The 13,487-nt window shown below is 40.0% G+C and carries 10 protein-coding genes; 2 read left to right on the forward strand and 8 right to left on the reverse strand.

The features are described 5' to 3' along the window. Positions 1-44 precede the first annotated feature (44 nt). The 5 genes from P164_RS12995 to P164_RS18735 all read right to left on the reverse strand — a co-directional run bounded on the left by P164_RS12995 (position 45) and on the right by P164_RS18735 (position 6,257). On the reverse strand, positions 45-1,379 hold the full coding sequence (locus P164_RS12995; protein ID WP_028376765.1) for a Gfo/Idh/MocA family protein: 1,335 nt from the start codon (positions 1,377-1,379) through the stop codon (positions 45-47). A 1,678-nt stretch (positions 1,380-3,057) separates the two neighbouring features. Beyond that, positions 3,058-4,668: a family 43 glycosylhydrolase gene (locus P164_RS13010; protein ID WP_051621353.1), complete on the reverse strand. Its 1,611-nt coding sequence runs from the start codon at positions 4,666-4,668 to the stop codon at positions 3,058-3,060. Positions 4,669-4,739: 71 nt separating this feature from the next. After that, positions 4,740-5,567, reverse strand: a complete 828-nt coding sequence (locus P164_RS13015; RefSeq protein WP_028376769.1) for a sulfurtransferase — start codon at positions 5,565-5,567, stop codon at positions 4,740-4,742. A gap of 18 nt (positions 5,568-5,585) precedes the next feature. Continuing rightward, a complete protein-coding gene (locus P164_RS13020; protein WP_028376770.1) occupies positions 5,586-6,044 on the reverse strand; it encodes a hypothetical protein in 459 nt (152 codons plus the stop codon). 54 nt (positions 6,045-6,098) lie between these two features. Continuing rightward, positions 6,099-6,257, reverse strand: a complete 159-nt coding sequence (locus tag P164_RS18735) for a hypothetical protein (RefSeq protein ID WP_159106031.1) — start codon at positions 6,255-6,257, stop codon at positions 6,099-6,101. A 369-nt stretch (positions 6,258-6,626) separates the two neighbouring features. On the opposite strand from P164_RS18735, the gene P164_RS13025 reads away from it, so the two are divergent. Further along, the gene (locus tag P164_RS13025) at positions 6,627-7,421 is read left to right on the forward strand and encodes a HipA family kinase (RefSeq protein ID WP_028376771.1); all 795 of its coding nucleotides are present in this window, start codon (positions 6,627-6,629) and stop codon (positions 7,419-7,421) included. Further along, complete coding sequence (locus tag P164_RS13030) at positions 7,399-7,782, forward strand: DUF3037 domain-containing protein (RefSeq protein ID WP_028376772.1); 384 nt, start codon at positions 7,399-7,401, stop codon at positions 7,780-7,782. The genes P164_RS13025 and P164_RS13030 overlap by 23 nt, the downstream gene beginning before the upstream one ends. Positions 7,783-7,808: 26 nt before the next feature. Here P164_RS13030 and P164_RS13035 read toward each other — a convergent pair whose 3' ends face one another. The 3 genes from P164_RS13035 to P164_RS13045 all read right to left on the reverse strand — a co-directional run bounded on the left by P164_RS13035 (position 7,809) and on the right by P164_RS13045 (position 13,110). Continuing rightward, positions 7,809-10,016: a S41 family peptidase gene (locus P164_RS13035; protein ID WP_028376773.1), complete on the reverse strand. Its 2,208-nt coding sequence runs from the start codon at positions 10,014-10,016 to the stop codon at positions 7,809-7,811. A gap of 16 nt (positions 10,017-10,032) precedes the next feature. Next, a complete protein-coding gene (locus P164_RS13040) occupies positions 10,033-11,742 on the reverse strand; it encodes a GH39 family glycosyl hydrolase (protein WP_028376774.1) in 1,710 nt (569 codons plus the stop codon). Between the two features lie 174 nt (positions 11,743-11,916). Beyond that, entirely contained in the window at positions 11,917-13,110 is a 1,194-nt protein-coding gene (locus P164_RS13045) for an esterase (protein ID WP_028376775.1), read from the reverse strand. Positions 13,111-13,487: the final 377 nt, after the last annotated feature.

The following is a 13,487-nucleotide window of genomic DNA, read 5'->3' on the forward strand; positions in this document are numbered from 1 at the left end:
AAAACCGTATCACTTCCTATGATACGGTTTAGAATAAGCTAATGTTAAACCGTGGGTAACTTCCAGCCGTTGTGGTACTGTGCTTTTACTAGTGCATCTGCCTCTGCGTTGTTAAACATACCGGTTTCCGGATTCCAGTATAACTTTTCACCGGTTTTATAAGCGATATTCCCCATATGTGCCGTGATTGCAGCCACACTTCCGGTTTCAACACCGCAGGCTAATTTTGACGCGTCGTTGTCGCGTATGGCCGTTACAAAATTCTGAGCGTGACGCTCCAGCGCATTACCTTCGGGCTTAATAAGCGCTACCCGATCAATTTTTGTAATCCACTCGTCGTCTTTGCGTTTTCCTTCGGGAATTACTTCCCAGCCACCTCGGTTAACCACAAGCGTACCGTTATTTCCTATAAAGGCAATGCCCTCGTTACGCCCGTAATTACCGCCGTCAATACCGGTAGCGTGTTCCCACAACAAGTTGAACCCATCAAACTCATAAATCGTCTGTAAGGTATCTGGCGTTTCGGAAGCATCATCGGGATACGCCAACTTTCCGCCCGAAGCCAGAATAGATTTAGGTGCTTTTGCGCCCATCGCATACAAGGCAATATCGAGTTCGTGCACACCCCAGTCTGTCATCAGGCCGCCTGCATAATCCCAAAACCATCTAAAATTAAAGTGGAAACGGTTTTCATTAAATGGAAGTTCTGGCGCAGGACCCAGCCACATTTTATAGTCTACCCCTTCTGGTGGAGTGCTATTGGGTTTTACCGGTACCGGATTCATCCAACCCTGATACGCCCAACATTTCACTAAACGGATCTGTCCCAGCTTCCCCGATTGTACATATTTAATAGCCTCATCATACTGCTGGCCGCTACGTTGCCACTGCCCCACCTGCACCATACGATCTGAAGCATTTGCCGCTTTAAGCATCACATTACATTCTTCAATACTGTTTGCCAATGGCTTTTCTACATACACATGTTTACCTGCCTGCACCGCATCTACCATGTTCAGACAATGCCAATGGTCTGGCGTGCCTATGATGACCGCATCAATATCTTTATTTTCAAGCATTTTGCGGTAATCGGTGTAGAGTTTAGGTGCCTTACCGGTCATTTTCTTGATTTCACCTGCACGACGATCTAACACCCGCTGATCAACATCTGCTAATGCCACACAGTTAACGTTGGGGATTTTTAAATGTGCCTGCATATTAGACCAACCCATACCGTTACACCCTATAACGCCAAAATTCATTCGGTCGTTTGCGCCAAAAAACGATAGTGGATTTGCTAAAAGAGAACCTGAAAGTCCCAGTCCTGCGGTGGCTAAAGTGGTTTGTTGTAAGAATCTACGCCTTGGAATACTGCTCATAATACTGCTATTAAAGTTTTAAATATTGAATATAGTCATTTTTACTACAACGATTTTTATTAAAATGTCTGTTTTCTATAAAATGACCTACATTTTCTATTCTACTGGTATAACGGTCTACAAGAAGATATCGCGAAATTTGAAGTGAGTGTATCGTCGAAGGCGGTTCTGTTTGAGGCCGGTGCATCGGCCGAGTTAAGCGCATACAGTGCAGCGAACGAAAAATTTAGATACAGTCTTGTGAGCCTTGATTTTTTGGTTCTTTGGAAATAAGGCAAAAGAACAGAAAGAGGAATAAACGTTCATATTTTCTTCTTTGCATTGCCCAAAAAAGAAACAAAAAACGTTAGTCTATTAGTAACTTATAGAACGGCCTACAAGAAAGTATCGTGAAATTTGAAGTGAGTGTAACGTCGCAGGCGGTTCTGTTTGAGGCCGGTGCGCCGGCCGAGTTAAGCGCATGCAGTGCAGCGAACGAAAAATTTAGATACCGTCTTGTGAGCCTTGATTTTTTGGTTCTTTGGCATCAAGGCAAAAGAACAGAAAGACGAATAAACGTTCATATCTTCTTCTTTGCATCGCCCAAAAAAGAAACAAAAAACGCTAGGCTATTGGTTACTTATAGAACGGCCTACAAGAAGTTATCGTAAAATTTGAAGTGAGCGAAACGTCGCAGGCGGTTCTGTTTGAGGCCGGTGCGCCGGCCGAGTTAAGCGCATGCAGTGCAGCGAACGAAAAATTTAGATACCGTCTTGTGAGCCTTGATTTTTTGGTTCTTTGGCATCAAGGCAAAAGAACAGAAAGACGAATAAACGTTCATATCTTCTTCTTTGCATCGCCCAAAAAAGAAACAAAAAACGCTAGGCTATTGGTTACTTATAGAACGGCCTACAAGAAGTTATCGTAAAATTTGAAGTGAGCGAAACGTCGCAGGCGGTTCTGTTTGAGGCCGGTGCGCCGGCCGAGTTAAGCGCATGCAGTGCAGCGAACGAAAAATTTAGATACCGTCTTGTGAGCCTTGATTTTTTGTTTCTTTGGCATCAAGGCAAAAGAACAGAAAGAGGAATAAACGTTCATATTTTCTTTTTTGCATTGCCCAAAAAAGAAACAAAAAACGCTAGGCTTAAGAAACGATCTCTAAATTTATCATTCGGCTTCTAAATTTTCTGAACTCCCCTGCGGGTCAAACAGCAGAAAATTTCACGAAACCTCACATCAAATTTTACGAGATCTTTTCTATATGCCGATTTCCAATTTTCAGCATTTTAGAGTTGGATGTTTTCTATATTTTCCACCCCTATTCTGAACCGATGGTCGTAATTCTTTTAATCCTTCAGTGTACAAAAATTATGGGTACTTAAATAACGGCCTATAAGAAGGTGTCGTAAAATTTGAAGCGAGCGAAACGTCGCAGGCGGTTCTGTTTGAGGCCGGTGCGCTGGCCGAGTTAAGCGCATGCAGTGCAGCGAACGAAAAATTCAGATACCGTCTTGTGAGCCTTGATCTTTTGGTTCTTTGGCATCAAGGCAAAAGAACAGAAAGAGGATTAGAAGTTAATATGTCCCTTACTTTTCTTCATCTTTAAAAAATATCTTTAGCTATAGCTTTAATGCACTTCGATAAGCTCAGTGTGACACGCTCAATTAGATGAAATCAGTACAAGTTCTGTGACAAAAAATCATTCCCGAATTAAAGCAACCTCATCAATGATGGCTTCTGCACCAGCCTGAGCCTTCACTTCAAAACCTATAGTAACGCTGCCGTTTTGTATGTTGATGTTTGAAAAGCTGATGCTCGTCCACTCTGCAGTTGCCGCTTTAAAATCTAGTGTTCGCGTGCTTCCTGCGCTAGTCGCAAAAAGTTGTAGCTTAAGAAAACCTTCGGTGTTCTTGATTTTTGCGCTTAGCGTGTAGTTTCCGTCAGGAAGATCAACGTAGGGAGTTGCCGTGATTTCCTGAGAGATTACCCGCTCAAAAGGGATAGCATCACTAATGTACAGGCTTTTTTCGCCCACCACCTGTTTGCGGTCTGCTTCCGTATTAAAGTAATTCAAGACCGGAGAACTTGCGGCAGTGGTGGAAATGGAATTCCCTTTTAGTATTTCGGTATTCCAACCTAAAAGCTGTTCCTGCACCGGTTTGTTATTGCTGGGTATGTGACGCCGATCAGCTTCAAAACTACCGTTTTTTACATAATTATTAGTTTTGGCGACTGTCCAATTCCCAGTTTGCGCGTCGAGATTCCATGCACTTAACGAATTAAAATGCGGTGTTTCACCCTCAAAAGACATTGGAAACCACTGGTTGTACCCCAAGCCGTTTCCTGCAAATTCTGCCCAACGATCCCCGCAATACAATACGGTTTCCTGCTGGCTTCCCGCAATGGTGTAGAAAAAACCAGTTTGGGTGATGTGCGCATAATCTTGCTCACTACCCGGCATAATTTTCATTTCGTTTGTGGGCAAATAGGGCCCATAGATATTGTCTGCTACCAGATAATAGGCAAACGAACTGTCCCAGCCGTAAATATTGGAGGCTGCCATATAGTATTTTTCGTTGTAGGTAAACATACTATTGCCCTCGCGACTTGCTCCCCGAAAAACCTCAACACAATCTAATAAATCTACCTTGCCGTCGCGAATGCCAATTTCAGACAGGTAAATTTTATTGCGACCCTGCCCATAAGAATACACCAGATAGGATTTACCCGTTGCAGGATCATTGAAAACGGTTTGATCTCCGGTATTGGGCGTGCCTATTCGATCTGTCATATCAATTTCCCGGTGGGTTTTGAAATCGCCTGTGGGCGAATCTGCCAGTGCAATCAAAACCTTTTTCCCATGCTGAATAAGCAAAGCATATTGGTTAATTTCGGGTACGTAAGCCACACCCATACGTCCCAGCCAGGTGGGATTATTTTTATAATCTACTGCTTCGGGAGTAAGTACATGTTTTTCAAATTTCCAGTTTACCAGATCTGTGGAAGAATAACAAGTCACCCCTTCAAAATGGTTATTTTCTAGCGTTACACTGGGATCGTTGCGATAGGTCTCGGCTTCTTTGTAATGCACGCCATACCAGTAATAAGTAGGTTCTCCGCTCTGCGGATTATTAAATTGAAAAATACCACCTCCCTGACTGTAAATAGGTTTCCCGTCAATCGTGTCCCAAAACGTATCGTTGGTTATGGTTTTTAACTGCGCACAACTACTAAAACCCAAACTCAAAACGAATAAACCGAATACTAACACTTCTGTATATAACTTTACTGATTTAATTTGTTTGTGCATCCTGAAGATTTTGAGCATTCAAATTAATAGAAGCTTGCTTTAATCGCATCCTGCGGCATCCTGTGCCTTTGTTATAAACCGGTTTTGAGGTTTTGCAGTTCGGCCCATTCGGTCCAAGAGCCATCGTAAACCCGCTTGCTTTTTTGACCGGCGATTTCAGAAGCCAACATAATAATACAGGCTGTTAAACCCGATCCACAACTAAAGACTAGATCTGTATCCTGCTCTACCGTATCGTCAAACACTTCCTGAAGCTCGCCTTTGCTTTTGAATTTGCCGTTTTCTAAAACCTCGGTATATGGGATATTTACTGAATGTGGAATGCTGCCGCTTTGCAATTGCTTTCGGGGTTCAGGCTCGGTGCCGTTAAAACGTCCTTCAGAACGGGCATCTACAATTAAAAAAGAAGGGTTTTTAATATTGGCAACCACCTCATCATAGCTTACCACCAATTCCTGCTGAAGTGTCGCTTTAAAATTTCCGGTTTCCCAGTTGGCGCCTTTGCGCTCTTCCACCTCAAAACCCTGCGCGTTCCATTCCGGAAGGCCACCATCGAGAACATACACTTTTTTATGCCCCATTGCTTTAAACATCCACCAGACTCGCGGACTCGAATATACTCCCAGATTATCAAAAACCACGATTTTTGAATCGGTATTCACACCAAGTTTTTGACATTCTACTTCAAAATGTGCTGCTGTTGGAAGCGTGTTAGGAAACGCCGCATCCCCATCAGAAAAGTTAGCTTTTAAATCAAAATACCTGGAATTGGGGATGGTTTTTTCGTTAAGATCGGTTTGGGTACCATCTATAGTGGCGCCTAAACTCGCGTCTAAAATAATAAGGTTTTCCTCTTTCAGATTCTCGTAAAGCCAGGCTGCGGAAACTATTTTTTTCATTTTGAAGATTTAAAAAGGTTACTGTTTTGTTCTGCTATAGGTTAAAAAATTACCCCTGGGCAGATATAGAAGCCTTAAGGAATCTTCGGTAAGTTCATCAATAGCATACGTCATCATATCACCTTCCTGCTTTAGAATCAAGTACTGCATATCAGGATTAGACACTTCACCATCAGGTAATTCATCGACAATAGTTATCGTATAAGTATTTGAAGCAGCCTCGATACCTTCATAACCCATAAGTAATTGATCATCACTTATTTTTATATACGCTGCAGCATCCTCAGTGCTATACCAGTTACCCTGCACCAAGGCAAGTTTTGCATCTGCTTCAGATTCATAAACCGGTTCTTCCTGAGCAACCGCAGGCTCTATGTTTTGCTCCTGATTAAGAGTAGGTTCTGCGTTCTTCTCTGTGGAAGGTTTGCACGATATTAAAAGTGTAAACGCGGCTATAAATAAAAGATACAGTCTCATTATTGATTTATTGGTTTCACTAAAACTACTGCTTTTTAGTTATTCATCAGGTAACTATTCTTTCTTCAGTTTAAATTCCTGTCCGCCCTGTTTTAAAAGTAGTGTTTCAGCATAAGGGTCAAATTGAATAGTTAAGCCCGCTTTTAAAAATTCAAAGGTATGTTCTGCTACCGGAGACAATTCTATAGCCGGTTGCCCTTCTCCCTGTGCCATTAAAACAGTTCCTTCTTCATATATTTTAATTTTTATAGGAAAGTCTGCAGCGGTGTAAGTCCCGGCATAGGTCTTGTAAAAGCTCCGTTTAGGTGTGTATTCTTTTAATTGGGGCAGCTTATATTCTTTGTCATAGAGAATACTTAATAAACCTATCGCAAATTCATTTGTAGGGTAATCTTCCCCATTTATTATATACGTAATTCTGAGCTTATTTTTGGGATTGTAAGAAGTAACCGAATGTGTACCAAAAGAAATTTAATGGCATTTGACAATCTGTTTTTTATCATATATAGCTACGGAAAATGACACTCTAAGAACAGAGCCCACACAAAAAAACCTATTTTTACAAGCCTTAAAAACACGTAAATGAATTCAACTTCAGAAATTCGCCACGTTAATGTTACGCGGTATATCACGCCCCTGCGCGAAGGCGGTTCCCTGCCTGCTGTGGCAGATGCCGATGACGGTTTTAAATATGTTGTTAAGTTTAAAGGCGCCGGTCATGGGGTAAAAATGCTCATTGCAGAATTGATAGGTTGTGAAGTGGGCAGGGTATTAGGTTTTAAAGTTCCTGAAGTGGTATTTGCTCATCTTGATGAAGCCTTTGGCCGTACCGAAGCCGATGAGGAAATTCAGGATTTATTAAAAGGGAGTCAGGGACTCAATATAGGATTGCATTTTTTATCGGGCGCCATCAATTTTGATCCGGTGGTCACTACAGTAGATGCCACTTTAGCTTCAGAAATTGTATGGTTTGATGCCTTTATGACTAATATTGACCGTACGTTTCGAAACACAAATATGCTTATGTGGCACCGCGAATTGTGGCTTATAGACCACGGCGCATCCCTTTATTTTCATCATAGTTTTACCAATTGGGAACAAGGAGCTCAAACGCCTTTTGGGTTGATAAAAGATCACGTATTGCTTCCGCAGGCAAGTGCACTGGAAGCTGCTGATACCAAACTCAAAGCACTATTAACTTCTGAAGTTTTACAAAATATCGTTAACCTCATCCCGCAAGAATGGCTTGAATGGGAAGGCTATGATGAAAACGCAGAAGAAATACGCGCAATCTACTTTGAGTTTTTAAGTACGCGACTGGCACAATCTGAAGTATTCACTAAAACCGCACAAGATGCACGAAAAGCACTTATATGAGTACGCGGTAATACGCCTTGTGCCCGCGGTTGATCGTGAGGAATTTTTTAATGTAGGCGTGATTGTATACTGTAAAAATCCGAAGTACATTAATATGAACTACCAGCTTGATGCGCAAAAACTCGTGGCCTTTTGTCCAGAGCTTGACGCAGAGCAGGTACAGAAAAACCTAAATGCCTTTAAAGCGATAAGCTGTGGTGAAAAAACCGGCGGACCCATTGCGCAACTGGAAGCTTCTGAACGTTTTAGATGGCTTACAGCCACCCGAAGCTCGGTGATTCAAACTTCAAAAACGCATCCGGGTTTTAGTGATGATTTAGAAGCAACGCTGGAGCAGCTTTTTGTGGATTTGGTGTTGTAAGGTATTTTTTAGAATGTTAAAAACCGCTATTCGTTATTGATTACTTCAATAGCTTTTTCTAATAACTCATCCCTACCCTGCCGTATCCCTTCAATACTCGGTTTTACTTCAATATCCGGCAGTATTCCTATTCGTTGTGTTTCTCTACCATCTGGATAATAAACACCTATTCCCGAAAAATAGGTTGTAATTTCAAAAGGTAGATTTAAGTCTGATATATCCCCATCAGCTCCTGCTGTATGACTGCCAATAAGAGTGGTGTTATTTCCTACTTTAAATGCCATTGTTGCCCATTCAGAACTGCTTTGCGTATCTTCATTCAAAAGCACTACAAGTTTACCCTCATACGTTTCTGATGAAGGAAGGATTTCATAATCATTTTGAAAATTGAATTCTCCAGGATTATTAATGTTCCCATAGGTCACTTTTACAAACGGTGTAGGTTTTGATACAAAATAAGACCCCAAACTGTTATAAAAAAATCCAAAAGGACGTCTGCGTATATCTATAATAATTCCCTTGGTATCTTTCAAAAGTTCTTTCAGTTTAGGAATTTGCGAATCGGTTAGCATTTGCAAATTTATGTAGCCAATATTGCCATCAAGTATTCGGTAAGTATTTTCTCCATCATAATCATACCATTTTAAGTCTAAAGAACTTTTAGGGTACAGGTCAAGCTCAATCTCCTTTTCTATTTTATTTGAAATGTATTTGACAACTGCTTTTTTCTTAGAAGACCTAAGTATATCATTGGTGATATCTCTTAACTTAGTTTCGTTATTGGAAGCTGGATAAAGGAAATTAAGGTTTTGTACAATTTCTTCAACCGGAACATTATCTATTTGGGTAATTACATCACCTATTTTGATATCCAGACTATCCTTTAGTTCTTTAATATAATAATGCGTTACCACTAACTGTTCCTCTACAAATCTTACTCGGATAGGTGCATAACTATCTCCTCTTAGTTTGTCTAAGTCAAATCCTGAATAACCTCCGGGACTAGCGTGCGTATCATTTATTTCACCTATTAACTTTAAAACTGTTAATTCATATTCGGGTCTGGTTTTAACTTTTAGAAAAACAGGGATATACTCTTTTAAAATTTTACTCCAATCTTCATCGGTTAGGTATTTATATGGAAAAAAATAATGGACAGCATTCCAGTATTTATACAATGCCAAAAGTTGAAATCCCTGATCTGGAAGATTAACGTCTTTGTAAATTTCTTCATTTAATAAGTCTGGGCGTCCTGCCATATCTAGCCCTAAATAAAAACCCTTTCCCTGATGCCTGTTTGCATAAATAGAGTTCAGTGCCGATTTCAGTTCAGTTGTCATAAAAAAATTATCAAACCAGGAGTGGTCTGGTTTTAAGAATGCTAGTTCTGACGTTTCTTTACAAGTTTGACACTCCTCTATTTCACCAAAACTCTCGATCCAGTTCAAGAGTACTGTATCTCTATCTAAATTATTCTTAGTGCTTAAATACTCTGGAAGAATTCGGAAGAGCTCATAATCCCAATTATAAGTACCTGATGCAATTGCAGGGTGGTGGTATTTTAAAAATCCCCATATTTTTCCTAATAAGGTCAACTTGTCTAAAGAATCTACCGTGAGTTCCGGAAATTCAACTTCTGAACCAGTATCAAATTCTTTGTCAAGTTTTGCCTTTGGAATTGGTATTTCCTTTGGTGATAAAGATTGAATATCCTCACCATCTATAGTCACTGTAAAATCGTCAAACCAAACCGCTCCAGATCCGATTAATGTCCCACCTATTAAAAAGTACTCAGCTCCTTCTGGCAAAGGAAGTGTTATGCTATATCTATTCCAATCATTAGTACCTTTTAAATCAGCAGCTTTCATATTGTCAAAGGCAAGACTCTCTCCAGCACCAATTATACTCAGTGTTAAACCTGCAAAACCATTTTCTACATTCTTCGTTTTGATAAAACCGTCAAGCCGAATTGTTTTTCCTTCATAGACTGCGGGGATATAATACACCAAACTTCCATCAGTATCGTCCTCATTTGAAACAATCCTCCCGGAATATTTACCGGTGTGTACCGAAGTGGTATCGCTGGTTATTTCATAGTTACCGTACGTTCCCCAATCTCTTGCTATATTTTCATAGAGGTCTTGTTTTTCAAAATCTAAATTGAATTTAGTAGTAGATTGCGAATAATTGTTAACTATGTTGAAACTAAAAATAACAACCAAAAAATACTTCATACCCCCTTTTATTTAATTACTTCTCAAATTCAAGCTGAAACAACGCTACCCCTTGTCTGGGCAGATCAAGCGTTAAAACCAGTTCGCCATTAGTTACAGTAACCCACTTGGGAGATGTTGCTAATTGTAAGTGTCCGGCCTGTTCAAGTTGGTCTATTTGTTTCTGCGTGGGGTTTTCTGGCGAACCCATTTCTTTATAAAGCGTATACGAATTGCTAAATTCCTGATCAACCCGGTATTGATTAACAAGCACTTTAGTAGCAGGAACGTGTTTGAGATTTATTGTAACCGGAGATGCTAAAACCTCCAAATCATTACGATCGTGGTAATTAAAAACCATAATTGAAGCGCCATCTGTACCCACAGATGCCAAAGCATTCACATCTGGATTACCGCGCACGCTCTCTTTACGGATTTTCTTATAATCATAATCTAAATCGCCGGTAACGGCTACCTGGGTATTGTGCATCATCCCAAACATTCTAAACACATTAAGCACCGGCTTATCTACCCCATTTGTTGCCATATCTCTAAACCCGGCATACCAAGCCTGATCTTCAAACTCAAATCCCCAGGTTACTGCGCCTACTAAATTGACATCATAAGCTGCTGCCATGGCATATTTACGCGCAAAAGAGGCTGCAGTATAACTGCTGTACATGGTCCCGTTTCGGTAGGCATTTTCGGGATAATCCTCTTCAGAACATGCTGCACAACCCTCAGGATCAGATTCACCTATAATGATGGGCAAATGTTTAAGCGTAGGATACGAAGCTACAATCTCAAAGCCTTTTGCCAGATCATTTAATTGCGCGCCCATATTCATGTGTACCTGGCCATCTACCAGCTTAGGGCTACCCTTAGCGTGATACGTAATAAAATCTAGTGGAGCTCCGGTTTCTCCGGTAACATAATTTTTACCTGAAACAATGTGATCTAAAAAGGTACGTAAAAATTCTTCTGCCTTATCCCACCCGGGACCAGTAGTTTCCGGTCCGCCCATTTTTGCTTCGGGTAACGCGCGTTTTACCGCATCTGCTGTGTAGTCATAGAGCTTGATATATTCTTCGATTGTACCTCTCCAATAGCCAATGTTAGGCTCATTCCACAGTTCCCAGTACCAGCTTTCTACTTCTTCCTTTCCATAACGATCTACAGCGTGTGTTACCCATTGATATACCAACTCTGCCCATTTCTCATAATCCTTAGGCGGGTATGCCCATCCTGTAAAAATCTCCTCATATTTTGCTCCAGGTTTCCAGTAATGTCTGTAAGGTTTGGGTTTAGAGGATAAGGCTTCGGGCATAAAACCTATTTGCGCAAGAGGCTTAATCCCTAGATCGATATAGGTGTCAAATATTTTATCGATAATCGTCCAGTCATAAATGGGATTTCCTTGTTCATCTTCGGTATAGGCATTAGTAGAACCCCATTTTAACGCAGCCTCTCCATCGCCGGTAACTAATAAACTGTGCACTCTTAAAAAAACGGGAACTTTGCTTAATTCTGAAATTTCGGTAAGTAATTTTTTACCGTCTTTCATATAGGTATAATTGGGTTCGTCGTGTCCCCAGAATGCCCAAATAGGTTTTAGCTCACCCAATTTTGCGTCAAAATCAACATTTAGTTCTACCGGATTAACATTATCATATTGCGCATACGTACTTATCGAAAACAAGGATAAAATAAATAATATGCTGAAATAGTGAATTTTAGAGAGTCGCATAAATTAGATTGTTTTTGAATAACTAAGTGTCTAGAATACTAAGCCTTGTATAAATTAGTTAAAAAGTATTTAAAACACTTATTAAATCTAATTTTATAACATTTCAGTATTGTGAACTAAAAAAAGCCCCTTCAGTTACGAAAGGGCTTGCTATTTTTCCGCGAAAGCGAAAGTTTATTCCTGAAACAATCTAGGTACAAATTCTGAAAGATAAATACGCCAGTTTCTCCAGATATGACCGTCACCATTTTCTACATACTCATAAGGCATTCCTATTTTATCAAGTCTGGCTCTAAACTCTTCATTCGTTTTATATAGAAAATCGGTTTCTCCTATTGCCATATAATACAGTTTATACCCTTTATCCATCTGAGTTTTTAGGGTACCGTCAAGATCGTCATAAACGCCTACTCCACTTTGGTCAATACGCGGATTAATCGCTGCAGAAAATAAGCCTACATAATCAAAAGTGCCCGGATAAAAACGCGAAATATGCATCGTATGATAACCACCCATAGAAAGACCTGCAATTGCCCTGCTCGCCTGTTTGGCCTTAACGCGGTAATTACTTTCTACAAATTTTACTACATCCATAAAGTTAGCTTCATACTTACCATTCATTGTTTCTGCAGTAAAGAAGGTAGGCATATAATAGCCTCTGCTTCCTGCTCCCGGTGCAGCATCCTGATCTACGTTACCGTTAGGCATTACAACCAGCATAGGTTTTGCTTTACCCTGTGCGATAAGATTATCAAGAATTTGTACTGTACGCCCCAGATTTAACCAGGCTTCTTCATCACCCCCTGCACCATGTAATAAATACAAAACAGGATATTCTGCTTTTGAATCTTCATAACCTGGTGGTGTATAAATGGATAGTTTACGATCTATACCTAAGCCCGGTGAATCATACCAGCGACTGGCAAGTGTACCATGAGGTACGTCCTGCACCATATACAAGTCTGCACGATCTCCCGGAACGATAAAAAAGTTTGTGATTGCTGAAACATCACGAAGACCAAAAGAATTAGTAGGATCAGCAACACGCAAACCATCTACTATAAAATGGTATTTGTACAAATCTGAAGGGAGAACCGAAGTCGTATACGACCATACGCCGTTTTCGCCTTTAGTCATATTGGCAATCCCTTCTTTATCCATATCGCCCATAGGGCTTTTTACTTTAGTAAAGGGTAAAAAAGCGCCGGTTACCTGTACACTATCTGCCTTAGGTGCTCTAAGCGTAAATGTTACAGTCTTATCATCGTTAATTTTAGGAGTAAGTTCATCTGGCGCTCCAAATAGAGTGTCCTGAGCCTGCGCAAAAAAGGAAACACTTAAAATAAAAAGAAGTACATAGTTTTTCATAGGTAATAAATTGGTTTTTGAAAAGTACTCAAACGTTTGCGTACTTAATTATAAATTTAAGTAAATACTCTATTACTCGCATACATAATATGTATTTTATACGCTTAATAATTTTTACAACCATATTACTAAAATTACCGAAGGTTTTAAATAGCAATAGCTATTTGATTTTAGGATAGTTAAGAACAATAACTATCAAAATTTTACCGATGCACTTACCCTCAAAAGCATCCTTATAAAATCTCACAAATCTCTTTACCATCCTATACAGCCGAGTGAAAGAAGCAATATTTTCTTTTATAAAGTACCACCTACATACCTTTAAACACCAATTTTACCTCCATAAAAAAAGCCTACTCCCTAAACATAAAACCTTT

The organism is Leeuwenhoekiella sp. MAR_2009_132, from assembly GCF_000687915.1.
Classification (GTDB): domain Bacteria; phylum Bacteroidota; class Bacteroidia; order Flavobacteriales; family Flavobacteriaceae; genus Leeuwenhoekiella.